The organism is Streptomyces sp. ICC4, assembly GCF_003287915.1.
Lineage (GTDB): Bacteria > Actinomycetota > Actinomycetes > Streptomycetales > Streptomycetaceae > Streptomyces > Streptomyces tritrimontium.
The window spans coordinates 5,478,496-5,501,585 of sequence record NZ_CP030286.1; the positions used below are offsets into that span (position 1 = coordinate 5,478,496).

A 23,090-nucleotide genomic window follows, 5' to 3' on the forward strand; every position below is an offset into this window, starting at 1 on the left:
GCGCTACCGTCGCGGGCTCTTTCGTGGATTAGGTGACACTCCTTCGCGTGCGCGCGCGAGGCCCAACCGGAGACCCCGGGGTGTTCACGCTGGTCAACCCGCCAAGAGGTCAGTCCTGTTGGGCCTAATAGGGTCAACCCCGTTAGGGGTAGGGCGCTGGCCTGCGGGTTTCCCGGATCGGGTGGAGCGTGGTGTGGTTCGCGTGCGGGCCGCGCGGAGGCGGTACGGTCTGGCGGTGAGGAGTCCACGGGGAGAGGCCCGGATGAGGAGAGAGCCATGGTCCAGGTAACGCTGGAGCCGTTGAAGATCCCGGATCGGCTGCGCATGCCGACCGTGTTCGAGCGGAAGTGGACGGAGCCGGCCAACAAGCTGCAGCCGCGCATCCTGCTCCCGGCCTCCTTCACCGCGCCGTCCATGATTGCCCCGGGCGAGCACCGTGTCTTCATCGTCTTCAACCGCAAGGGCGGCGCCGGGAAGACCACGACCACGCTCGAGCTCGCGTGCGCCTGGGCGGCGATGGGCTACACCGTGCGCATCATCGACGCCGACCCGCAGGACGCCGGCCTGACCGGCTGGCTGCAGCCGGTCTACCCCGAAGGCCTGTCCGCATCGAACCGGCTGACGCTCAAGCACGTCATGTACGGCGAGGCCGGCCTGGACGACGCGACCTACTACACCCGCTACAAGAACATCTACATCGTCCCCAGCTACGAGGACTGCGCGGTCGTCGAGTACGACCCGGCCGTCAGCGGCGAGCGCGTCCTGCGCCGGGCGATCAAGCGCAGTGAGGCGCCGGTGGACATCACCATCGTCGACTGCCCGCCCAAGGTCGGGAAGCTGTCCACCTTCACCCTGGCCATCGGCGGCGAGGTCCTGGTGCCCAACCAGGTGAGCGGCCTGGACGCGATGTCGAACGACTCGCTGCGCCGGACGATCGCCGACGCGCAGGAAGAGTACGACGTCCAGGTTCGGGCGGCCGTACTCACCGCGTGGGGCAAGACGAAGATCGCCCAGCACGTCGGCAACGAGATGGCAGAGCACTACCCGGGCGCGCTGGTGTGCCCGATTCGGCGGTCGGTGGACGCGACCACCGCCCCCGACGAGAAGATGTCGATCCGCGAGTACAACAGGCGGGCCACCACCACGCGTGACTTCGACCAGCTCGGTCACATGCTGGTGGCGCCGCGGGGAGCCACAGCATGAGCAACGGAATGCCCTTCGGACAGGGAACCCTCCTCGGCAAGGAGCTGGGCGGCCAGGCGCCGGCCAGCCCGGGCACGAAGGAGAAGATTCCGGCCTACGTCAGCCCGGACACCATGAACCGGCTGCGTAACGCCGTGGTCGCACTCCAGCGGATCGACGACGAGGACGCCGACGTCCCGGTGTCGCTGTCCGCGTACGTGGAGGCCGCCGTCCTCGCGCAGCTGCGCCGTGACGAGCGCGAGTACAACAACGGGGCGCCGTTCCCGCAGCGCCGCAACAAAAACCTCAAGAGCGGCCCGCCACTCACGAAGTAGTCGGCCGCAGACGACGAGGGCCCCACCGCTTCCGGTGGGGCCCTCGCATGCGTTGGTGCCAGGCAGGCGCCGCAGCACCTCGTACGCTTTAGGCCTGTTAGGCCTAACAGGTCTTCGACGGGAAAATCAGGGCGCCGGCGTCTGTCCGGTTGCGGGCGGGGACACGGGGTTGCTGATCTGCTGCGGCTCGACCTTCTCGGCCCCAGCCCAGAGCCGCTCGGAGCTTTCTCGATATGCCTTCGCGATCTCCGGTTCAGGGGTGATGACGGAGGTCTGGTGCCGGCCGACGCCGTTGAGGGAACTTCCGATGAGCTGGACACCTCCGCCTTCGGCCACGATGCGCCGGTCGTGGAGGTCGGAACCAGCGGTGGCGCGCACCTCGACATCTTCACCGCGGGGCAGGGTGCCCAGTGCGACAGCGATCATCGGGCGTTCCTTGGCGCTGGCCTTCTTGGAGATCAGGATGCGCCGGATCGATGTGCACTCCAGGACCCAGGCGAGCTGCTCCGCCTTGAAGTAGGGGTCCACCAGCAGGCCGGCGCCTGCGGCGGCCAGACGCCGCGTGAGCACGGTGTAGACCAGCGGGTCGGTCGGGCTGAGTACGACGTCCTCTACCGCCGAGGTGGCGTTTTCCTGAGCTTGCCCAGCCTGCCTGATGGCGCGCCCCAGGACGGTGAGCTCCACACCGGCACCGTCTGTCTGGCGGATCCAGCCCACCTTTCGCAGGTACTCCGCGACGGGCTCCGGATGCCTCAGCCGCGATTCCAGACCGACGAGGTCGGCAAAGAGCGGCATGCCGTAGACAGCGTCGCGGGGAGGCGCCTGGGCTGCGAACAGGTCGAGGGCCTGGAGGGAGATGGGCACGCCTTGGCCGGACATGGTGTCGACGTACCAGAGCGCCCGCAGGACATGAGCCGGAATGTGTTCCACAGACCCGAGGGTGTCAGGTCTCCCATCTGTCGGGCACCCAGATTTCGCCGAGGCCTTGCCCGGTTCCGTCGATCCCCATCGGTGTCCCGAGCCGTCTCCGGACGTGCACGTCAGGGTCGGTTGGGTCTGTTAGGTCTAATGGGTCTAATTATTCGTTTGGTCGGTGGGCCTGCCCGGACGTGACTACCGTGCGGGACGTGACGACGAAGCCCGACCTCTTGGACGAGGTGCCCGAGCTCCAGGAAGCCGTGAACGCCGTGTGCGAGGAGGCCCCTTCCGACGCCCGCCGTCGGCAGATCCGGGCCCACGCCCGCGAACTGGTCCGCGCCCTCCAGCACCCCAGCCACCCGCGCAGCGTCGGCGACGACCTGGCCGACATCTTCGACCTGGAGTCACTCAGGGCGTACGAGAAGCTTGCCCTCGAAGGTGAGCTCCGCGACCGCGGGGCGAAGAGGCCGACGTCCGAGGCGACGGCGATGGTGCGCTCGGGGGTGATGGCCCTGCTCCAGCGCGAGCTCGGCCTCGAGGTCCACTACCTGCGCCAGCTCAAGGAGCTCCCCCGCAAGGAGCCGGTCGACGTGGCCCGTCGTGAGCAGCTGCGCGAGAGCCTGGTGACCCTGTCCGACTACGTCGGCCGCCGTACCCACTGGAGCGTCGAGGGCGGCCTGATGGAGCACGGCTACCCCCGCTGGGTGCGGATGCTCGCCATGGCCTCGGTCGTCCTGGACACCGGCGCCCGCGTCGGCGAGCTCTGCGCGCTACGCCTGGAGGACCTCTCCCCAGCCCTGGGTGAGGTCCGCATCCGGCGCCACCCCCAGAACGCCCGCCCCGACAGCCCCGTCTCAGCCGAGGTCTACCCGCTGCGCCGGGCCACCCGGGCCGCACTGCAGCGCTACCTCCTGGTGCGCCGCATGCTGATGAACGACGTCACCGGCGGCGCCGACTGGCTGTGGGTGTCGGTAAGAGGCAACCACGGAGGCGTCGTCGCCGAGGGAGTCGAGCCCGAGTACCGACCCGCCGGCACCACCCTGCAGGCGCGCGGCACCGGCCGCGCCTACAGCGCCACGGTGACCCGGGTGAACATCGACCTCGGCGGAACGCCGGGCTGGTCGCCGCTGCCGGTACGGATGGAACAGCTGCGCCGCGGCGTCGCCCTCCCCGAGCTTCACTTGGTCCCGCCCGCCCCCGATGCCGAGCGGGCGGCCGAGCTGATGGACCGGCTCCAGCGGGCCGGCCGCAGCCTCGCCGCCCTGCCCGACGCCCGGGCCGCCGCGACCACCGGCCGCAAGGCCCGCGACGAAGCCCGCCACGTCCTGCGTGAGGCCTGGCGGCTCGGCATCGACCACGAGGTCCAACTCGCCGCGCTCAGCGCCGGCGGCCTGCTCGCCGTGGACCTCTCCCGCGCCGGATGGGAGCCGGAGCTCCTGCGCTCCCTGGACCGGGCACTGCATTTCACACCGCTTTAGGCCTATTGGACCCAACGCCCCCGACCGTCGTCGCAGGTCGGGGGCATTTCTGTCCCTCAACCCGTCCAAGCCAACTAATAGCTGGCCAACTTCGTGTTGACATAGCCAACTTGGAGTTGGCATCCTCAAGGGGTCAGGACACCGCAGTTCGCCCGCGCAGCCTGACCGCGACGCCCTGACGACCTACCCGAGGAGACGAAGTGAGCGACGAGAAGACGTCCAAGGAAATCGCGACGATCACCCGCGTCGAAACCGTCGCCGAACGCACCGGGGCCGTCGGCATCGGCGAGCTGGCCGACCTCGCGCCGGCCGCAGCCGCCGCGCTGAACCTGCTCGCCGACGCCATCAAGCGCGGCACGGCGGACCAGGACGCGGTCGTCGAGGCCCTCAAGGCCGCCAAGGTCGACGAGGCCTTCGCTGCCGTCCTCACCGCGGCCGCCCACGCCGTGATGGATGCCGCCGAGGACCCGTACGACTTCGACGACCGTCTGGTCGCCGACAACCTCAGCGGCGCCGCCTCCGACGTCCGCCGCGCCTTCCACTGGCTGTAGTCCCACCCGGGCAGCGGCCGAAGCTCCAGGCCGCCAGTCATCAGACCCGTTAGACCCAACGCCCCTAACTTGGAGGACCGCATGGCCCGCATCGAGATCACCTCGTTCGGCTACCTGCACGGCGCCGCACCCGAGGCCCGCGTCACGATCGATCTCCGCCACCACTTCCGCGATCCGCACGTGCGCCCCGAGCTGCGGTACCTGACCGCCCACGACGAGGCCGTGCGCGAGGCGGTCCTGGCCACCAACGGCATCGAGGAGATGCTCCAGGCGACCACCGCCATGGTCGAGGCGTTCGCCGCCGGGCCCCGGCAGGACGAGCCGGTGACCGTCGCGTTCGGCTGTGCGGGCGGCCGGCACCGTGCCGCTACGGCGGCCGCCACCCTCGCCCAGCGCTGCGAGGCCCGGGGCATGGACGTGCGCCTGGTCCACCGCGACCTCGACAAGGACGTTGTCGAGCGCTGACCACTCGCGCCCTCGACCAGCCCCGCCCGAGACCCGCCGACGTTCCGCACACCCAGATCAGAAAGGAAGGAAGTGATCGCCGGCACCGCGTCCGCCATGCCCCTGGGGGAGACAGAGCACCTGCAGATCCTGGCGGCGTGCTTACCCCAGTGGACGGCGGGCGCGGTTTCGCAGGACCGCCCCGTGCTCGTGATCGTCGCGGGGCAGCCCGGCAGCGGCAAGACCACGATCGCCGAACTGCTGCACGCCGCGCTGTCCGCCCGCGGAGGCGCCGTCCGGATCAGCAGCGACCTCTACAAGGCGGCACACCGGAAATACGCCCGGCTGCGGGAGCGGGACATACGGACGGCCGGGGCGGGGGTGCGTGCGGACACCAGGCTCTGGCAGGCCGAGGTCGAGGAGTACGCGCGCTCGGCCCGGCTGGACGTGGTCCTGGAGCTGGCGCTGGCCGACCCGGCCGAGATCCGCGCGGTGTCCGCCCTCTACCGGGCGGCCGGCTACCGGATCGAACTGGTCGTCCTGGCCGTCGCGGAAGCGGTCAGCCAGCTGGCCGTCCTGAAGAGGTTCTTCACCCCTGACGCCGACGGTGGCGGCCGCTACATCGCCTGGGACAACCAGGACGGCTGCGCAACCGGCTTACCGAAGACCGTCGCGCTGGTCGAGGCGGAGCGCCTGGTGGACCGGGTGATGGTGGTCCGCCGCGGGCTCGAGCCGCTCTACGACAACGAACTGGTCGGAAGCCGGTGGCTCCGCCCGGAGGCCGCCGACAGCGTGCTGGAGGCCGAGCGGCTCCGCCCCTGGGACGGCCCGGGGACCCGGATCTTCCGCCGCGAGCTGGTGCGCGCGGAAGTCCTCGTCCACGACGAGCGGCTCCCGGAGGACCGGAGACTGGCCGTGTCGAGGGACGCCGAGCGGGCCGCCGCGGCGGCCGAGCCGCTCCGCCGCGTCGCCCAGCCTCTTCCCGGCCCGCCCGGCACCGGCTACCACCGGCTGAGCACCGACGAGCACACCTGGATCTTCGACGAACTGATCGCCTCCACTTTCCTGCGCAAGACCGTCTTCCGCCCGGATCCGCTGGTGGTCTACCTCGTCGCCGAACCCGGCGCGCGCTCCCTGGAGGCCGAGTGGATGCTGCGCCGGGCCATGCGGCCGGGAACGGTCGTGCTGGACCCCAGAATGCTCAGCGGCTCCCACCCGGACTACTGCCAGCTGGTCCTCGACCAGCCCCGGATTGCATCGGAGGCGGTCCGCCCCGACGCCGAGGCGTGGCAGAACGAGGCCGAGACGTACATACGCGAGCGGCGCGGCGACCTGATCATCAAATCGGCCTTCGCGGACGTGGCCCAGTTCGCCGCGAGCGCGGCCCGGTTCGCCCGGGCCGGGTACCGGATCGAGATCGCCGCCATCGCGGCCCGGGCCACCGACAGCCGCCAGCGCACCCTCATCAGATACGTCCGGGCCATGGAGCTCGACGTGCACATCGAGTTCCCCACACCCGCCGCCCACGCGCAGGCCTGCGCAGTCGCCGCCGACATCGTGGCGGCCGCGGCCGCCGACCCGGCCGTCTCGGCGGTCCGGGTGATCGACGGCGACCACCGCACGCTGGGCCACGGACACTGGGCCTCCTGGGCCTTGGCCGCCGCCCGCCGGCGCCCCTACACCTCGCCGGAAGCTGCCGTCTTCCACGCCGCGCAGCGGGCACTGCACCGGCGGCTCCCCCATCTCAGGGACGAGCTGGACGGCCTGGCCGCCCAGGCACAGCCCCTGATGCCTCCCGCGTGGCGGGTCCGCCAGGTGGAGAGCCGGCCCAGGCCCGCGTACCTGCCGGTGCCCGCGGCCTTGCGGCTCAGCTCTCCTGCTGCAGTTCTCTGAGGCGGGCGGCGTACTCCACCGTGAGCCGCGCGGTCTCCGCCGCGTCCGCAGTGGACAGCCGGCCTGCGTCGTCCGCCGCGCGGTCCCGGGCCGTACGCCAGCCGGCGACCGTGTCCGCCGTGTCCCGGCCGGGGAAGCGGCGGGCGGCGACGAGGCGGGCGTTGTACTCCTCGATCGCCCGACTCACCAGTTCGTGGGCCTGCTCGCTGTCCATGCCGGGCCGGTGAAACGGCGCCTGGTCAGGGTCTTCGGGAGGGAGCGGGACGGTCATGGTGGTGCACCTCAAGGCCGTGCGGACGTACATGGTCGGCCATTGTCGGTGACGCACCGCCACCGCGTCCTACCTGGGCCTAGGTTGGTCCTACAGGCGATCACCGGGGGGATGCGATGGCGGGCAACGGGCGGGATCTGCGGGCGCTGTTCAGTTCGAACGACCGCAGGGTGGAGGCCGCGGAGGCCTTCACGAACCGGCAGGGGCAGTGGGGGATCGTCCTGAACGCGATCACTGAGCATCTGGCCCACATCGCGGCCGCGTCCTTCTCCGTCGAGGACTTGGAGGCGCCGCGGACCAACGTGTTGGCGTTCCACGGAGTCGGCGGCATCGGCAAGAGCACCCTCTCGCGGGCCCTGGAAGCGGCCCTCGCCGGAGCCGGCGGACGCCCGGCCCGCTGGGGCGCACCCGCCTGGCCGCGAAGGCCAGGACCGCGAGGAGGAGCACGTCCTGAACCCCCTCGCCGCCGAGTCCCTGTCCGCCGTGCTCCTCCTCGCGGTCCTGGCCTTCGCCGTACTGCGCCCCCGCGGGCTGCCGGAGGCCGCGGCCGCCGTGCCCGCGGCCGGGCTGCTCGTCGCCCTGGGCGTCGTACCGGCCGCCGACGCGTGGGCGCAGCTGCGCGAACTGCTGCCGGTGGTCGGGTTCCTCGCGGTGATCCTGGCGTTGGCGCGGCTCTGCGCGGACGAGGGGCTGTTCCGGGCCGCGGGGGCGATGGTGGCCCGGCGCGCGGCGGGACGCGGGCCGGTGGCGCTGCTCGGCGGGGTGTTCGCCGTGGCCTCGCTGGTCACGGCCACGCTGAGCCTGGACGCCACGGTGGTCCTGCTGACCCCGGTGGTGCTGGCGACGGCCGCCCGGCTGGGGGCCCGGCCCCGGCCGCACGTGTACGCCACCGCGCACCTCGCGAACTCGGCCTCGCTGCTCCTGCCGGTCTCCAACCTCACCAATCTGCTGGCGTTCGCCGCGAGCGGGCTGTCCTTCACCCGGTTCGCGGGGCTGATGGCCCTGCCGTGGCTGGTCGCGATCGGGGTGGAGTACGCGGTCTTCCGCCGCTACTTCCGGGCGGACCTGGCCGCGGCGCCCGAGCACGTGCCGGAGGCCGGGGAGCCGGCGCCGCTGCCCCGGTTCGCCGCGGGCGTGCTCGCGCTGACCCTGGCCGGCTTCGCGCTCGCCTCCTTCGCGGGAGCGAGCCCGGCCTGGGCCGCGCTCGCGGGCACGCTCGTCCTGGCCGTACGGGCACTGCGGCGTCGGGAGACCACGCCCGTCCGGATCCTGACCTCGGCGGCTCCGGCCTTCTGCCTGTTCGTGCTGGCGCTGGGGGTGGTGGTCCGGGCGGTCGTGGACCACGGGCTCGGGGCCGGTCTGGAGCGGGTGATGCCGGCCGGGGACTCGCTGCCGGCGCTGCTCGCGGTGGCTGCCGTGGCCGCCGTGCTCGCCAACCTGATCAACAACCTGCCCGCGGTGCTCGCGCTGCTCCCCGTGGCCGCGGCGGGCGGCGCGGGGCCGGTGCTGGCGGTGCTGATCGGCGTGAACATCGGGCCGAACCTGACGTACGCCGGGTCCCTGGCCACGCTGCTGTGGCGGCGGATCCTGCACGCGGACGGGTACGGGGGCGTCACGCTCGGGGACTTCACCCGGCTCGGCCTGCTGACCACGGTCCCGGCCCTCGGCGCGGCGGTGACGGCCCTGTGGGCGGCCCTGCGTCTCATCGGCGCGTGACCTCGCGGGGGCGGGGCGCGGATAGGATCGGGACATCATGACTGCAACCCTCGTCGCCAAGAAGCTCACCGCCGCGCACGGCGAGCGCACGCTCTTCGCCGATCTCGACCTCGTCGTCGCACCCGGCGACGTCATCGGCCTCGTCGGCGTCAACGGCGCCGGGAAGTCCACCCTGCTGCGGATGCTCGTCGGGCTGGACGCCCCCGAGACCGGTGAGGTGCGGCTCTCCCCGCCCGGCGCCGCCGTGGGGCACCTCCCCCAGGAGCCCGAGCGGCGCCCCGGCGAGTCGATCCGCGAGTTCCTGGCCCGGCGTACCGGCGTGGCCGCGGCGCAGGCGGAGCTCGACGCGGCGACGCAGGGCCTCGTGGACGGCACCCCGGGCGCCGACGACGCGTACGCGGACACCCTCGACCGGTGGCTGAACCTCGGCGGCGCCGACCTCGACGAGCGGGCCCAGGAAGTCGCCGACGACCTCGGACTCTCCGTCGGCCTCGACCTGCCGATGACCGCGCTGTCCGGCGGGCAGGCCGCCCGCGCAGGCCTCGCCTCGCTGCTGCTGTCCCGCTACGACGTCTTCCTGCTGGACGAGCCCACCAACGACCTCGACCTCGACGGTCTGGAGCGCCTGGAGCAGTTCGTGAAGGGGCTGCGCGCCGGCACGGTCGTCATCAGCCACGACCGCGAGTTCCTCACGCGCACGGTCACCAAGGTCCTCGAACTGGACCTGGCCCAGCAGCAGATCAACCTCTACGGCGGCGGCTACGACGCGTACCTGGAGGAGCGCGAGCGGGCCCGCAACCACGCCCGCGAGGACTTCGAGGAGTACGCGGGCAAGAAGTCGGCCCTTGAGGGGCGGGCCCAGATGCAGCGCAACTGGATGGACAAGGGCGTGCGCAACGCCCGCCGCAAGTCGACCGACAACGACAAGATCGGCAAGAACCTGCGCGGCGAGTCGAGCGAGAAGCAGGCCGCCAAGGCCCGCCAGACGCAGCGCGCGATCGAGCGCCTCGACGTCGTGGACGAACCGCGCAAGGAGTGGGAGCTGCGCATGGAGATCGCGAGCGCCCCGCGCTCCGGCTCCGTGGTCGCCACCCTGCGCGAAGCGGCCGTCCAGCGCGGGGACTTCGGTTTCGGCCCGGCCAGCCTGCAGATCGACTGGGCGGACCGGGTCGCGATCACCGGTGCCAACGGGGCCGGAAAGTCGACCCTGTTGGCGGTGCTCCTCGGCCGCCTCGCCCCGGACTCCGGCGCCGCCACCCTCGGCTCGGGCGTGCTGGTCGGCGAAGTCGACCAGGCCCGCGGGCTGTTCCTCGGCGAGGAGCCGCTCATCGACGCCTTCTGCGCGGCCGTGCCCGACACCGAGCCGGCCGAAGTGCGTACCCTGCTGGCCAAGTTCGGCCTAAAGGCGGCGCACGTGACCCGTCCGGCGGCCACCCTCTCCCCGGGCGAGCGCACCCGGGCGGCGCTGGCGCTGCTCCAGGGCCGCGGCGTGAACCTGCTGGTGCTGGACGAGCCGACGAACCACCTGGACCTTCCGGCCATCGAGCAGTTGGAGTCCGCCCTGGAGGCCTACGAGGGCACCCTGCTGCTCGTCACGCACGACCGCCGGATGCTCGACGCGGTCCAGGTGACCCGCCGGCTGCGGGTCGAGGACGGCAAGGTCACCGAGCTCTGACGCCGGACGGGGCGGGCGGGACGGCTCCGGCCGCCCGCCCGCCGACCGCGGGTCCGCGGCCCCCAAGCTCCCGATCATGGACGAACGGGGGGCCGTGACGGCCTGGCACGAGCCCCCGGCTGGACCACGGACATCCCCAGGTACGGCTGGCGGCCGCGCGGGCCGTGCTGCTGGCCGCCCCCGGCGGGGCGCAGGGCACGGGCCGGCGTATCGCCGGGGCGTTCGCGGAGATCGGTACCGGCGCCCTGCCGCAAACGCCTTGGTGGCCCTACGGCTACACGCCGATGGAGCGGTACCAGGAACAGCTCGCGGCCCATCCGCGGGAGGCGCGGGCCCTGGTCGACGGTCTGGTCCGGCATCCGGACCCGAGCCTGCGGGCGGAGGCCGTGCGGGCGGCCGGGAAGCAGCTGCACCACTGGCGGAGCCCGTCGCCGCACCTGTGGGAGACGGTCGCCGCCGGGCTGGAGGACGAGGTCGAGGTCTCCGACGCCGCGCTCAAGGTGCTCGCCAGGAGCGGCGGGGCGGCGGCCCCGTTCGCGGACCGGATCGTCCGCGCCGTCGCACGCACCGGCTCCTCGGACTGGACGCGCTCCCACGCCGCGGTGCGGGCGCTGGTCCGTATCGAGGACCCGCGGGCTTCCCGCCACTACCTCGAGCACTTCGACCATTCCCTCCTCGAAGTCCTGCCGCTGCCCGCGCACTGGGCGGCGGACCTGTTCCCGGCCTTCCGCGAGCGGCTCGCCGAAGGCCCCGAGGCGCGGGGCGCCGACAAGCTCCTGCCGCTCCTCGCCGAGTGGGGCCCGGCCGCGGCCCCGGCGGCGCCCGAACTGGCCGGCCTGCTGGACACCGGGCACGCCCGGCCCGCGGCCGAGGCCCTCGGGCGGATCGGACCGGCCGCGTCGGCCGCCGCCGACGCGCTCGCCGCGCTCGCCCGGGGCGATACGAGCCCGTGGCGCTTCGGCCCGGGCACCGAACGCTCGCCGAAGCCGTGGCAGGGGGCGCAGACCGCCGCCTGGGCGCACTGGCGGATCACCGGCGACCCGGCCCCGGCCGTGGCGGCCCTGCTTCCGGAGCTGCGGCCACTGGACGGGCACGCCCTCTCCCCGCTGGTCCTGCGGGCCGTGCGGGCCCTGGGCGCGGTCGGCCCGCCCGCCGCGGCCGCCCTGCCCGTGCTCCGCGCGGTTCTCGCCTCGGGGCGCCGCTCCTGCGCGGACATCCTCTGGGACGAGGAGCTGTGCCGGGCCGCGCGGGAGGCACTGGAGGAGATCGAAGGCCCCCGAGCCGCCCGCCGACCGCCGCCCGCCGCCCGGTCACAGCACTAGCCGACGTCAGCCGGGGGCCGGCGCTTGCGGGCCATCTTGCGGGCCACGAAGGTGCGCGGGAGGTGGCGGGCGGCCAGGGCGTACGCCTGGTAGCGGCGGCCGGTGATGCTCACCGGGCGGCGCCGGGCCAGGTCCTTCAGGGCCCGGGCCACCACGTCGCGCGGTTCCAGCCACACCGCGTCGCGCAGGGCGCTGACGTCCATCCCGGCGCGCTCCTGGAACTCGGTGCGGGTGAATCCGGGCACCACCGCCAGCACGCGGACCCCGTACGGCTCCATGTCCACGCGCAGCGACTCGCTGAAGGCCGTGACCCAGGCCTTCGCGGCGCCGTACGTGCCGGTCGGCAGCAGTCCGGCCACCGAGGAAACGTTGAGCACGGCGCCGCGGCGGCGCTCGCGCAGGCCCGGCAGTACCGCGTGCGTGAGCCGGAGCGGGACCTTGACCAGCAGGTCGAGCATCCGTTCCTCGTCCTCGACCGGGCTGTACGGGAAGGGCGCCGGGAGCCCGAAGCCCGCGTTGTTGACCAGGATGTCGACGGGCCGGGCCGGGTCCGCGAGCCGGTCGGCGACGGCCTCCAGGCTGTCGGCATCGAGCAGGTCGGCGGGCAGCACCTCGCAGACGGAGCCGAATTCCCGGGCCAGTTCCTCGGCCACGTCCTCCAGGCGGGACTTGTCGCGGGCGACGAGGACGAGGTCGCAGCCCTTGGCCGCGAAGCCGCGGGCGAAGGCCGCGCCGAGTCCGGCGCTGGCCCCTGTGATCAGTACGGTGGTCAAGAGTCGTTCACTTCCTGGCGGTTGCTGGGGTGAAAGCGGTGGCGGCGGACGAGGTGTAGGCCCGGGCGACGTCCACGAGGAACCGCGCCTCGCCCTCCAGGTCTCCGCTCTCGGCCGAGGTCTGGATGGCCGCGGGGAGCTCCAGCGCGTCGCCCTCGCCCCGCTGTTGCGGGATCCCGGCCAACTTCGCCCGCCGCGCCTCCTTCAGTACGCAGGCCAGCGCGGCGGCGGTGCGCCCCGCTTCGGGGACGCCGCTCCCCGCGACGTGGCCGCGGGCGAGCTCCGGCACGCCCGGGGCGACGTACTCACCCAGGATCAAGATGGCGTCGCGGGTCTCGATGACCTTGCGGTAGACGAGCAGGTTGCGCGGGACCGGCGGCCACAGCAGTTCCAGCAGCCGGGCGGCACGCGGCTTGTTGAGGGCGACGTGCGGGACGGCGTGGACCAGGTCGCGCCACAGCGGCCACAGCCGCCAGGCGGTGGCGATGTCGGCGGCCGTGCCGCGGAAGGTGAACAGCGTCGGGACGAGGATCGCGGCGGCGCGCACCAGTCCGTGTGCGTTCATCAGCAGCGGGTTGGCGGGCATCGCCCAGGTGGCACCGAAGAGCGCTTTGAGCAGGTAGACGAGCCAGAACACCCCGGCGAGCGCGGTGCCGAGGCCGAACAGCCGCAGTCCGACGGCGAGGCCGCGGCTCTCGGTGCGCCGGCTGTAGCGCCAGCAGACGGACACGCAGACGGTGTTGGCGAGCAGGTGCGCGGAGATCAGCACCAGCCAGTAGGAGAGGGAGGGCACCGGGTCGCCCGCCGGCGGGATGGTGTGCGTGCCGTGGGCCGGCGCGGCCGCGTCCAGCGCGACGAGTGCGGCCAGCCAGAGCACCGTGCCGGCGCCGGAGGCGATCTGGAGCCTGCGGCCCCGGGTGGCGGAGGCCACGAAGTAGAGCACGGCGCCCGCCGACAGGACGCCGATGAGGTTGCGGACCAGCCCGATGGTGTGCGCGTAACCCGGGTCGCGGGCCATGGCGTACGCGACGACGTCGGGCAGGTTCAGGGTCATCGCGGCGGCGGCGGTGGCGACCGCGAGCCACAGGCCCCGCTGGTGCGGGGCGCGCAAGGCGCCGGGGGCGCGGAGCAGGACGGCCGCCCAGAGGCAGACGACGCTGGGGACGGCGAGCGCGTCGCCCAGGGCCAGGAGGTCAGAAGCCATGGCGGCCCGGCCCCCGTCCGCGCCGCTCGTAGCCCATCGCGGACTCCAGCCGGGCGAGCGTGTCCCGGTCGCCGGCGCCGTGGGCGTGGTGCGGGCCGGGTGCCGTCGTGCGGGTGCGGATCATGCTGGCGAGCATCTCCGCCTCCTGCTCCTGACGGGTGGTGTAGTTGGTGCGCCCCAGCACCGTGGGCACCTGCCCGCCGTCCTCGCCGCCCCCGGAGGGGTCTGCCGTCTCCCGGGCGCCATCGGCGCCCCCGGCGTCCAGCGAATGGTGCCCGAAGAGGATGTGGCCGATCTCGTGGAGCACGATGTGCTCCCGGTGCAGCGGGGTGGTCTGGGCCTCGTAGAAGACGTAGTCGATGCTGGCGGTGCCGACCCACAGCCCGCACACCCCGGATTCCGCCGCTTCCCTGGGCAGCGGGTGCAGCCGGATGGGGCGGCCCCGCTGCTCGGCTATCCGCTCGCACAGCACGTCGAGGGAGAACGGGTGCGTCAGTTCAAGACGACCGAGAATCGCCTCGCACCGTTTGCGCAGACTGGGTTGAGGGTGGCGCATGTGTTCCCTCTTCGGACCCTTTCTCGGGCAACGTCGATAGGCGTGCGTGGGCAGGGGCATGACGTCCTTTGCCTTCAAGTGCCTTCAAGGCGAACTCGGAAGTGCGGCCCTGAGCGGGAAACACGGACGCCCGTTCGCCGAAAGACGAACGGGCGTTCCACCATGCCTACAGATCTTGTAAGGGAGTTGGCAAGGTATGTCCCCATGTAGGGAACCTATTCGGCCAATCCGTCACACGCTGCCACGAACCGTCAGCGCTTGCGCCCGCCCCGCTCCTCGGGGTTGGTGAGACCGGCGCGGCGCAGGGCGTCGGCCATCGCGCTGTTGGCGGGGGCCGCGCCGCCCTGGCCGCCCTGGCCGCCCTGTCGCTGGCCACCGCCCTGGCCGCCCTGTCGCTGACCCCGGCCGCCGTCGCGGGAACCGCCCTGGCCGCCTTGACCTCCCTGGCCGCCCTGGCCGCCCGCCGCGCCGCGCTGCTGCGGCGGCCGGCCGCCGCGCCGCTCGCCCCGCTCGGTGCGCTCCTCGCGCTGCTTCGGCGCGCCGCCCCCGCCGCGCTCGCCCCGTTCGCCGCGCTCCGACTCGTCCTCCAGCCGCAGCGTCAGCGAGATCCGCTTGCGCGGGATGTCCACGTCCATGACCTTCACCCGGACGATGTCACCGGGCTTGACCACGTCCCTGGGGTCCTTGACGAAGGTCTTCGACAGGGCCGAGACGTGGGCCAGGCCGTCCTGGTGGACGCCGATGTCGATGAAGGCGCCGAAGGCGGCCACATTGGTGACCACGCCCTCCAGGATCATCCCGGGCGCCAGGTCGCCGATCTTCTCGACGCCCTCCTTGAAGGTCGCCGTCTTGAAGGCCGGACGCGGGTCGCGGCCCGGCTTCTCCAGCTCGCGCAGGATGTCCGTGACCGTCGGCAGGCCGAAGGAGTCGGTGACGAACTGCTCCGGGCGCAGCGAGCGCAGCACGCCGGTGTTGCCGATCAGCGCCGCGACCTCGCTGCCCGCCGTCTTGCCCATGGAGCGGACCACGGGATACGCCTCGGGGTGCACGCTGGAGGAGTCCAGCGGGTCGTCCCCGTCGCGGATCCGCAGGAAGCCCGCGCACTGCTCGTACGCCTTCGGGCCGAGCCGGGCCACGTCCTTGAGCCCCTTGCGGTTGCGGAAGGGGCCGTTGGCGTCGCGGTGCGCGACGATGTTCTCGGCGAGACCGCCGCTGATGCCCGAAACGCGCGAAAGCAGCGGTGCGGAGGCGGTGTTGACGTCGACCCCGACGCCGTTCACGCAGTCCTCGACGACCGCGTCGAGCGAGCGCGAGAGCTTCATCTCGGACAGGTCGTGCTGGTACTGGCCCACCCCGATGGACTTGGGGTCGATCTTGACGAGCTCGGCGAGCGGGTCCTGCAGGCGCCGCGCGATGGAGACCGCGCCGCGCAGCGACACGTCCATGTCCGGCAGTTCCTGCGAGGCGAAGGCGGACGCCGAGTACACGGAGGCGCCGGCCTCCGAGACCATCACCTTGGTGAGCTTCAGCTCGGGGTGGCGGGTGATGAGGTCCGCGGCGAGCTTGTCGGTCTCGCGGGAGGCGGTGCCGTTGCCGATGGCGACGAGCTCGACCGCGTGCTCCTCGGCGAGGCGGGCCAGCTTGGCGAGGGAATCGTCCCACTTGTTGGCGGGCACGTGCGGGTAGACCACCTCGGTGGCCACCACCTTGCCGGTGGCGTCCACGACGGCGACCTTCACACCGGTGCGGAAGCCCGGGTCCAGGCCGAGCGTCGCACGGGTGCCGGCCGGGGCGGCGAGCAGCAGGTCGCGCAGGTTGGACGCGAAGACCCGTACCGCCTCGTCCTCGGCCGCGGCGCGCAGCCGCGTACGGAGGTCGATGCCGAGGTGGACCTGGATCTTCGTGCGCCAGGCCCAGCGGACGGTGTCGGCGAGCCACTTGTCGCCGGGGCGGCCGCGCTCGTTGATGCCGAAGCGGCGGGCGACCATGCCCTCGTACGTGGAGGGCCCCGGGACCTCGCTCGGCTCCTCCGGTTCCAGGGTGAGGTCGAGCACGTCCTCCTTCTCGCCGCGGAGCAGGGCGAGCACGCGGTGGGAGGGGAGCGCGGTGAACGGCTCGGTGAAGTCGAAGTAGTCGGAGAACTTGGCGCCCGCCTCCTCCTTGCCCTCGCGGACCTTCGCGGCGAGCCGGCCGCGGCCCCACATGCGCTCGCGCAGTTCGCCGATGAGGTCGGCGTCCTCGCCGAACTTCTCGGTGAGGATGGCGCGGGCGCCCTCCAGGGCGGCGGCCGGGTCGGCGACGCCCTTGTCGGCGTCCACGAACGCCGCGGCCCGGGCCGCCGGTTCCGCCGAGGGGTCGGCCAGCAGGGCTTCGGCGAGCGGTGCCAGGCCGGCCTCGCGGGCGATCTGGGCCTTGGTGCGGCGCTTGGTCTTGAAGGGGAGGTAGATGTCCTCCAGCCGGGCCTTGGTGTCGGCCGCGTTGATGCGGGCCTCCAGTTCGGCGTCGAGCTTGCCCTGCTCGCGCACGGAGGAGAGGACCGCCGCGCGCCGGTCCTCCAGCTCGCGCAGGTAGCGCAGCCGTTCCTCGAGGGTGCGCAGCTGGGCGTCGTCGAGCATCTCGGTCGCTTCCTTGCGGTAGCGAGCGATGAACGGCACGGTCGAGCCGCCGTCGAGCAGCTCGACGGCGGACTTGACCTGCCGCTCCCGTACGCCGAGCTCCTCGGCGATCCTGCCTTCGATGGACATCGTCACTGTGCGGTCCCGCCTGCCTTCGTACGTGTACGTGGTGCTGCTGCGTGCTGCGTCGGAAGGCTGCCAATTGTGGCAGGTGGCGGCGCCGGACGTCGGGAGCCTTGTCCGTCCGGGGTCTCAGGCCTTGCCGAGGAGGTCCCCGGGGAAGGCTCCGCCGACGTAGGCCTGGATCGCGAAGCCGCCGCCGATCTCCGCGAGCCGGGCGAGTCCGGCCGCGCCGAGGTGCTCGTACGGAGCCTCGTCCAGGCGGTCGGTCTCCGTCTCCAGCGCCTCGCGCAGCTCCGTTCCGGCGGGGGTGAGCGCGCCCTCGGCGTCGAGGACGCCGCGCTCGCGCAGCCGGCCGGTGGCCGCGTCCAGGTCCGACTGGTCCCAGCCTCGGATGATCTTGAGGTACTTCGGGGTCATGCCGTGGCCGGTGGCCGTGTGGCTGACCAGGGCCTCGACGGGGTCCAGGCCGACGGTGAGCAGGGCGACGAGGTGGCCGTCGCCGCGGTGCTCGCGCAGGAGGGTGGTGGCGTGCCAGAGCTTGAGGTGCGGCTCCTCGGGTACGGGGAGGTCCGCGTGGGCGGAGTAAAGGGTGCGGGCGTGCCGGGTGCAGCCCTCGGTCGCGCGCATCGCGAGCTCGGCGGCCTCGGCGATCTCGGGGGACCCGATGGTCTCGGCGCCGAGCAGCCGGCGCAGCGTGGCGTCGGCGGCCCGCAGCCGGGCCGCGAGGACCTGCTCGGGGGTGGCGGTGTCCCAGACTGCGGGCAGGTGCCGGGCGACCAGGTCGTGGCGGTAGTTGTAGAAGGTGGAGGTCACCGTGCCGGCGCCGACCGCGCCCATGGCGGCGGACCGGGAGGAGAGGTTGACGGCGTGGGGATCGGTGATCCCCAGGGTGGCGAACTCCTTGCCGAGGTCGGGCGAGAAGTAGACGGTGGCGTGCAGCGGGTTGATCGCTCCGTGCCAACAACGGCGGGCGGCGTGCGCGGGAATGGTCATGCCGGGCAGGCTACCGACTGCTTGGTATGCACAGAAGAGCGGATCCGGTAGTGGGGAGGCGCCTTCCGGCCGCGCCCCGTTGCGCGCGCGGTGCGCATACGCCCTGTGACGGCCGAATGGCGATCGTGTGACAGCAGGGGCCATGGACATGACGTGGGGCGGCAGGGGTGAATACGGTCGAACGGAAGCCACTCCCCTACCCATTGGAGTCAAAGGTGCACCGCAAAGTCATCGCCCCGAGCGTGCTCGCCGCTTCCCTCCTGCTGGTGATCCCGGCGTCGGCGGCGAGTTCGGGTCCGGGCGCCCCGGGTATCGGCGATCCCTATTACCCGGCCAGCGGCAACGGGGGCTACGAGGTCTCCCACTACGACCTGCGTCTGCAGTACCAGCCCAAGACGGACCTGCTGGAGGGCACCGCCACCCTGCTGACCACCGCCAAGCAGGACCTGTCCCGCTTCAACCTCGACTTCGGCCTTGAGGTCAGCGAGATCCGGGTCAACGGCGTCAAGGCGAAGTTCGCCAAGTCCGGGACCCAGGAGCTCGAGGTCACCCCGGCCTCCCCGCTCCAGCGGGGCAAGCAGTCCTCCGTGGTCGTCAAGTACGCGGGCAAGCCCTCGGAGTTCAAGGTCGACGGCTGGTCGGCCTGGCAGCGCACCCCGGACGGCGGCATCGCCGCGCAGGAGCCCGACTCGGCGGTCTGGTGGTTCCCGAGCAACGACCACCCGCTCGACAAGGCCACCTTCGACGTCTCCGTCAACGTGCCGGACGGCACCCAGGCCATCAGCAACGGCGTCCTGCAGTCGCAGAGTTCGCGCCTGGGCTGGACCCGGTACAACTGGCGTTCGAACAAGCCGCAGGCCACGTACCTCGCCACCCTGGCGATCGGCAAGTTCGACATCACCACCGACAAGACGTCGAGCGGCCTGCCGATCCTGAACGCCTACAGCCGGGACCTCGGCGACAACGCGGGCGCGGCGCGGGCCAGCGTGGAGCGGACCGGCGAGGTCGCGGAGTGGCTGGAGGGGGTCTTCGGCCCGTACCCCTTCAACGCGCTGGGCGGCTACGTGCCGAACGTGCCCAGTGGTTTCGCCCTGGAGACGCAGACCCGGCCCTTCTACAGCCCCCGGCAGTTCGCCAACGGTTCGAACGTCTCGGTGGTCGTGCACGAGCTGGCGCACCAGTGGTACGGCGACAGCGTGTCCGTCGAGGGCTGGAAGGACATCTGGATCAACGAGGGCTTCGCCCGCTACAGCCAGTGGCTGTGGTCGGAGAAGGAGGGCGAGGGCACCGCGCAGGAGCTCGCCGACTGGGCGTACGGGCTGCGTACGGCGGAGGACCCGTTCTGGCAGGTCAAGCCGGGTGACCCGGGTCCGGAGAACCAGTTCCACGGGGCCGTCTACGACCGCGGCGCGATCGCCGTCCAGGCGCTGCGCAACCAGATCGGCGACGAGAAGTTCTTCCAAATCCTCAAGGGCTGGCCGACCGAGCGCGCCTACGGCAACGCCAAGGTCGGCGACTTCGTCCGCTACGCCGAGAAGGTCTCGGGCAAGCCGCTCGCGCAGCTCTTCGAGACCTGGCTCTACACCCCGGGCAAGCCGGACGCCGCGGCGCTGAACCCGACCGCGGCCCCGAAGCCGTCGATGCCGACGACCAAGGCCCCGGGCGCACGCACCCAGGAGGCCCCGGCCGCCAAGCCCGCGGCCGAGCCGAAGTCCTGGAAGAAGATCGCGGCGACGGACACGGTCCACGAGGGCCACTGACCTGCGGCCACTGACCTGCGGCCGCGCCGGTACCCCTCAGGGGGTGCCGGCGCGTCGGCGCGCGCGGGCGGCGCGGGCGATCGGGAGGTAGCGCAGGCGCTCCGGCAGCAGCGGTACGAGCACGCGGACGGCCGCGCTGAACAGCCGCAGCCGGCGCTCCTGGGACCGGGTCCAATTCAGGCCGATGGCCGCGCGGGCGTCGGGCGGCATGTAGCCGACGGTGACGAAGGCCCGGAAGTGCAGGAACGCCGCCCGGAGCACGGGCCAGGCCAGGCGCAGCAGGATCCGGACGGCCCTCGGGCCGACCTCGGGGCGGGGCAGCGGCGCATCGGTGTCGAGGAGCTCGCGGGCGACCTTGGTGGACTCGATCTCCTCGGCCAGCATCCGCTGGTAGTACGGCCAGTACTCCTCGATGCTCTGCGGCATGTCCCGGTCGTGGAGGCCGAGGATCCGGCCGACCTGGAGCCACTCCCGGTAGAGCTGCCGCTCCTGGGCGGGGGTGAAGCGGCGCAGCAGGTAGCGCCCGGCGTGGAGGTAGACGGGGAAGCCGGTGGCGTGCACCCAGGCGTAGCAGGCGGGGTCGAGGGAGTGGTAGCGGCGCCCCCGGGTGTCGGTGCCCTGGATCTCCTTGTGCAGCCGGCGCACCCGGCGCCCCTCGGCCGCGGCGTCCGCTCCGCCGTACACCCACAGCTGGACGGAGCGCAGGGAGCGCTCGCCGCGGCCCCAGGGGTCGGTGCGGAAGACGGAGTGCTCGTCGACGCCGGCCCCGATGGCGGGGTGGGCGACCTGCATGGTGAAGGCGGCGGGCAGCATGAGCAGCGCCCGGACGTCTCCGGCGATGGTCCAGAGCACTCCGCCGGGCGGCGGGGGCTCGGGGTCGGTGCGGCCTTCGGCCGCCGGCCGCGTCGTCGTGGTCATGCGTACGCCCCCAGATGTCGGTCTCCGTTCATCCAGTATGACCGCGGTCGGGAAACGGGCCCGGTCCGGCGGGGCCGTGACCAGCCGCTTCGCGAGGGCGCGCGGACCGGCGGCGACTGATGTCCTCGCCCCGGACAGAAAGTCGTGTCACGGGTGTTACCCCGAAGTAACCGTGGCTGCTTGGATGGCGGAGCCGATCTTCCCCCACAGGAACGAGGGAGACCTCCATGTCGCACGTCCCGCCCCGCAAGGCCCCCCGTGCCGCCGCCGCCGTCGTCGCGGCGATCGCCGCCGGGGCGCTCGCCGCCACCACGGCTCCGGCCGCCACCGCCGCGGAGAGCGCCGCCGCGCCGCGGCTCAGCGTTCTGTCGTACAACGCGTTCCTGATGAGCAAGAACCTGTACCCGAACTGGGGCCAGGACCACCGGGCGGCGGAGATCCCCAAGGCCTCCTTCTTCCAGGGGCACGACGTGGTCGTGCTCCAGGAGGCCTTCGACAACGGCGCCTCCGACGCACTGAAGTCCAACGCCTCCGCGCAGTACCCGTACCAGACCCCCGTCGTGGGCCGCAGCAAGAGCGGCTGGGACGCGACGGGCGGCGCCTACTCCTCCACCACCCCGGAGGACGGCGGCGTCGCGGTCCTCAGCAAGTGGCCGATCCTGCGCAAGGAGCAGGTCGTCTACAAGGACGCCTGCGGCGCGGACTGGTGGTCCAACAAGGGCTTCGCCTACGTCGTGCTGAACGTGAACGGCGCCAGGGTCCACGTGGTCGGCACCCACGCCCAGTCCACCGACCCGGGCTGCGGCGCGGGCGAGGCGGCGGAGATGCGCGCCCGCCAGTTCCGCAGCATCGACGCGTTCCTGGACGGCAAGAACATCCCGGCGGGCGAGCAGGTCATCGTGGCGGGCGACATGAACGTCGACTCGCGCACCCCCGAGCTCGCCACCATGCTGGCCAACGCCGACCTGGCGCCGTCCGACACCCGCACGGGCCACGCGTACTCCTTCGACACGGCGCTGAACTCGATCGCGAAGTACCGCTACCCGACGGACCCGCGCGAGGACCTGGACTACGTCCTCTACCGCAAGGGCAACGCCCGCCCGGCGAACTGGGAGAACAACGTGGTGAAGGAGCAGTCGGCCCCCTGGACGGTCTCCAGCTGGGGCACGTCCTACACCTACGACAACCTCAGCGACCACTACCCCGTGATCGGCCGCTGAGCCCCGACCTGACGGACGCCCGCCGCGACCCGGCGGGCACCCGACCCGGGGGCGGAGAGGGTCAGCCGACCGTGCGCTCGCGGTGGCTTCTGGCAGCGACCGCGGCCGCTGCACGCGACGTCCGTGCGGTGTGCAACGAAGCGGATACTAGGTCGCCGCCGACGGCCTCGGTGCGCGCGAGGTTGACGGCGACACTGTGTCGGTCGCAGCCGAACTAGTCTGCTTCCCGATGCCAGGGCCGGTCTCCGGGTCTGAGGAGCGTCTCTGGGGGCTTTCCGCTGGCCCGGCGCTGGCTCGCGGTGGACGCCCCCACGAAAAGGATCATCAGGAAGCCGACAATGCACAGCGGCCACATGGTGAATGCCCCAACGATGAGGAGGAGCAGCCCCACTGCCAGGAGACCTCGCGTCCACTCCGGCCCTTGCTGATCAGCCATTCCGGCCTCCCTTGCCGAGGCTGCACACGGTACGCGACCGGCTGCACCTCCACCCCCGGATCCAACACGACGCCCTCTTCCGCCTACGGGCGGGAAGGGGCGCCTTCGTGCGTCCGGGGTCAGGCCTTCTCGCCGATTGCCGCCCGGAGCCAGTCGAGCGTGCCCTGCCCGAGCAGCTCCTCGGCAAGCCGCTGGCCCGTCTCCGTCGTCAGCCGGGCCCGGCTGTTGTCGATCCACCGCTGGGCAGCCTCGTACCCCTGGGCCTTGTACTCGATTCCCTGGAGCATGCACTCCAGCTTGTCGGCATCGCGCGCGCAGATGGCCTCCGCCGAGTCCTTCTCCTCGTACTCGGTGACCAGATCCCGAATGACCGTGGCCAGCAGCTCTGGCATCCCCGCCGTCTGGTCCGCGGTTACCGCCACGGGGTCAGCCGCGGTCGAATACCTCTTCCCGAGGTGGTTGACGTCCCCAGTACGGGTCTCCTGGGTATCGTGCCAGACGGCGAGGAACGCAGCTCGCGCCGGATCGGCACCCTCCAGCTTCGCGATGATCGAAGCGATCAGTGAGGTGCGCCACGAGTGCTCGGCGACGCTCTCGGGCAGTTTGACGCCGGCCATCCACCAGCCCGTGCGGGCCGTGTTCTTCAGGGTGCCCGCCTCGTAGAGGAAGCGTGCCACCGCGGACAGGTCGTCAACCACGTCTGTTCT

General features: G+C 72.4%; 20 protein-coding genes. 11 read left to right on the plus strand and 9 right to left on the minus strand.

Translation table 11 applies throughout. From position 1 onward, the window contains the following. Positions 1–276 precede the first annotated feature (276 nt). Both DRB89_RS25580 and DRB89_RS25585 read left to right on the plus strand, forming a co-directional pair. Positions 277–1,203, plus strand: coding sequence for a ParA family protein (locus DRB89_RS25580; RefSeq protein WP_112448168.1), 927 nt, complete (start codon positions 277–279; stop codon positions 1,201–1,203). Then, complete coding sequence (locus DRB89_RS25585; RefSeq protein ID WP_162688721.1) at positions 1,200–1,517, plus strand: hypothetical protein; 318 nt, start codon at positions 1,200–1,202, stop codon at positions 1,515–1,517. The genes DRB89_RS25580 and DRB89_RS25585 overlap by 4 nt, the downstream gene beginning before the upstream one ends. 126 nt (positions 1,518–1,643) lie before the next feature. Here DRB89_RS25585 and DRB89_RS25590 read toward each other — a convergent pair whose 3' ends face one another. Next, positions 1,644–2,447, minus strand: a complete 804-nt coding sequence (locus DRB89_RS25590; RefSeq protein ID WP_112448166.1) for a hypothetical protein — start codon at positions 2,445–2,447, stop codon at positions 1,644–1,646. Between the two features lie 197 nt (positions 2,448–2,644). On the opposite strand from DRB89_RS25590, the gene DRB89_RS25595 reads away from it, so the two are divergent. From DRB89_RS25595 to DRB89_RS25610, 4 genes are all read left to right on the plus strand, one after another. Further along, the gene (locus DRB89_RS25595; RefSeq protein WP_112453323.1) at positions 2,645–3,913 is read left to right on the plus strand and encodes a site-specific integrase; all 1,269 of its coding nucleotides are present in this window, start codon (positions 2,645–2,647) and stop codon (positions 3,911–3,913) included. 200 nt (positions 3,914–4,113) lie between these two features. Beyond that, positions 4,114–4,464 carry a hypothetical protein gene (locus DRB89_RS25600; RefSeq protein ID WP_112448165.1) on the plus strand — a complete coding sequence of 117 codons (351 nt, stop codon included), beginning with the start codon at positions 4,114–4,116 and terminating at the stop codon, positions 4,462–4,464. A gap of 81 nt (positions 4,465–4,545) precedes the next feature. Continuing rightward, positions 4,546–4,929, plus strand: a complete 384-nt coding sequence (locus DRB89_RS25605; RefSeq protein WP_112448164.1) for an RNase adapter RapZ — start codon at positions 4,546–4,548, stop codon at positions 4,927–4,929. A gap of 72 nt (positions 4,930–5,001) precedes the next feature. Beyond that, positions 5,002–6,801 carry a zeta toxin family protein gene (locus DRB89_RS25610; protein ID WP_112448163.1) on the plus strand — a complete coding sequence of 600 codons (1,800 nt, stop codon included), beginning with the start codon at positions 5,002–5,004 and terminating at the stop codon, positions 6,799–6,801. On the opposite strand, the gene DRB89_RS25615 is transcribed toward DRB89_RS25610, so the two are convergent. Next, positions 6,776–7,072 carry a hypothetical protein gene (locus tag DRB89_RS25615; RefSeq protein WP_162688722.1) on the minus strand — a complete coding sequence of 99 codons (297 nt, stop codon included), beginning with the start codon at positions 7,070–7,072 and terminating at the stop codon, positions 6,776–6,778. The two genes, DRB89_RS25610 and DRB89_RS25615, sit on opposite strands and share 26 nt — an antisense overlap. Positions 7,073–7,546: 474 nt before the next feature. On the opposite strand from DRB89_RS25615, the gene DRB89_RS25625 reads away from it, so the two are divergent. From DRB89_RS25625 to DRB89_RS25635, 3 genes are all read left to right on the plus strand, one after another. After that, complete coding sequence (locus tag DRB89_RS25625; RefSeq protein WP_239516857.1) at positions 7,547–8,788, plus strand: SLC13 family permease; 1,242 nt, start codon at positions 7,547–7,549, stop codon at positions 8,786–8,788. Between the two features lie 37 nt (positions 8,789–8,825). Continuing rightward, positions 8,826–10,463, plus strand: coding sequence for an ABC-F family ATP-binding cassette domain-containing protein (locus DRB89_RS25630; RefSeq protein ID WP_112450678.1), 1,638 nt, complete (start codon positions 8,826–8,828; stop codon positions 10,461–10,463). Between the two features lie 164 nt (positions 10,464–10,627). After that, a complete protein-coding gene (locus DRB89_RS25635; protein ID WP_112463428.1) occupies positions 10,628–11,785 on the plus strand; it encodes a hypothetical protein in 1,158 nt (385 codons plus the stop codon). Here the strand turns inward: DRB89_RS25635 and DRB89_RS25640 are convergent. From DRB89_RS25640 to DRB89_RS25660, 5 genes are all read right to left on the minus strand, one after another. Next, positions 11,782–12,558, minus strand: a complete 777-nt coding sequence (locus tag DRB89_RS25640) for an SDR family oxidoreductase (protein WP_112450680.1) — start codon at positions 12,556–12,558, stop codon at positions 11,782–11,784. The genes DRB89_RS25635 and DRB89_RS25640 overlap by 4 nt on opposite strands. 7 nt (positions 12,559–12,565) lie before the next feature. Next, complete coding sequence (locus DRB89_RS25645; RefSeq protein ID WP_112450681.1) at positions 12,566–13,762, minus strand: MAB_1171c family putative transporter; 1,197 nt, start codon at positions 13,760–13,762, stop codon at positions 12,566–12,568. Continuing rightward, the gene (locus tag DRB89_RS25650) at positions 13,752–14,318 is read right to left on the minus strand and encodes a hypothetical protein (RefSeq protein ID WP_204357820.1); all 567 of its coding nucleotides are present in this window, start codon (positions 14,316–14,318) and stop codon (positions 13,752–13,754) included. Before DRB89_RS25650 ends, DRB89_RS25645 begins: the two co-directional genes overlap by 11 nt. Positions 14,319–14,569: 251 nt before the next feature. Continuing rightward, positions 14,570–17,068 (minus strand): Tex family protein, encoded by a 2,499-nt coding sequence (locus DRB89_RS25655; protein WP_112450682.1) that lies wholly within the window; start codon positions 17,066–17,068, stop codon positions 14,570–14,572. Between the two features lie 117 nt (positions 17,069–17,185). Further along, entirely contained in the window at positions 17,186–18,049 is an 864-nt protein-coding gene (locus tag DRB89_RS25660; RefSeq protein ID WP_112450683.1) for a hypothetical protein, read from the minus strand. Between the two features lie 215 nt (positions 18,050–18,264). Between DRB89_RS25660 and DRB89_RS25665 the strand changes: the two genes are divergently transcribed. Next, positions 18,265–19,809 carry a M1 family metallopeptidase gene (locus DRB89_RS25665; RefSeq protein WP_112450684.1) on the plus strand — a complete coding sequence of 515 codons (1,545 nt, stop codon included), beginning with the start codon at positions 18,265–18,267 and terminating at the stop codon, positions 19,807–19,809. Between the two features lie 36 nt (positions 19,810–19,845). Here DRB89_RS25665 and DRB89_RS25670 read toward each other — a convergent pair whose 3' ends face one another. After that, positions 19,846–20,727 (minus strand): oxygenase MpaB family protein, encoded by an 882-nt coding sequence (locus tag DRB89_RS25670; protein WP_112450685.1) that lies wholly within the window; start codon positions 20,725–20,727, stop codon positions 19,846–19,848. Positions 20,728–20,954: 227 nt separating this feature from the next. Here DRB89_RS25670 and sph point away from each other — a divergent pair, with 227 nt between their 5' ends. Continuing rightward, complete coding sequence (sph, locus tag DRB89_RS25675; protein WP_112450686.1) at positions 20,955–21,947, plus strand: sphingomyelin phosphodiesterase; 993 nt, start codon at positions 20,955–20,957, stop codon at positions 21,945–21,947. 555 nt (positions 21,948–22,502) lie between these two features. On the opposite strand, the gene DRB89_RS25685 is transcribed toward sph, so the two are convergent. Next, entirely contained in the window at positions 22,503–23,081 is a 579-nt protein-coding gene (locus DRB89_RS25685) for an HD domain-containing protein (RefSeq protein WP_112450688.1), read from the minus strand. Positions 23,082–23,090 lie beyond the last annotated feature (9 nt).

What these genes read in the sequence shown, in the direction of transcription:
- DRB89_RS25660 (WP_112450683.1), bottom strand. Translation starts at nt 18,049, where the DNA reads ATGACCATTCCCGCGCACGCCGCCCGCCGTTGTTGGCACGGAGCGATC.
- DRB89_RS25585 (WP_162688721.1), top strand. Translation starts at nt 1,200, where the DNA reads ATGAGCAACGGAATGCCCTTCGGACAGGGAACCCTCCTCGGCAAGGAG.
- DRB89_RS25670 (WP_112450685.1), bottom strand. Translation starts at nt 20,727, where the DNA reads ATGACCACGACGACGCGGCCGGCGGCCGAAGGCCGCACCGACCCCGAG.
- DRB89_RS25605 (WP_112448164.1), top strand. Translation starts at nt 4,546, where the DNA reads ATGGCCCGCATCGAGATCACCTCGTTCGGCTACCTGCACGGCGCCGCA.
- DRB89_RS25650 (WP_204357820.1), bottom strand. Translation starts at nt 14,318, where the DNA reads ATGCGCCACCCTCAACCCAGTCTGCGCAAACGGTGCGAGGCGATTCTC.
- DRB89_RS25630 (WP_112450678.1), top strand. Translation starts at nt 8,826, where the DNA reads ATGACTGCAACCCTCGTCGCCAAGAAGCTCACCGCCGCGCACGGCGAG.
- sph (WP_112450686.1), top strand. Translation starts at nt 20,955, where the DNA reads ATGTCGCACGTCCCGCCCCGCAAGGCCCCCCGTGCCGCCGCCGCCGTC.
- DRB89_RS25580 (WP_112448168.1), top strand. Translation starts at nt 277, where the DNA reads ATGGTCCAGGTAACGCTGGAGCCGTTGAAGATCCCGGATCGGCTGCGC.
- DRB89_RS25615 (WP_162688722.1), bottom strand. Translation starts at nt 7,072, where the DNA reads ATGACCGTCCCGCTCCCTCCCGAAGACCCTGACCAGGCGCCGTTTCAC.
- DRB89_RS25645 (WP_112450681.1), bottom strand. Translation starts at nt 13,762, where the DNA reads ATGGCTTCTGACCTCCTGGCCCTGGGCGACGCGCTCGCCGTCCCCAGC.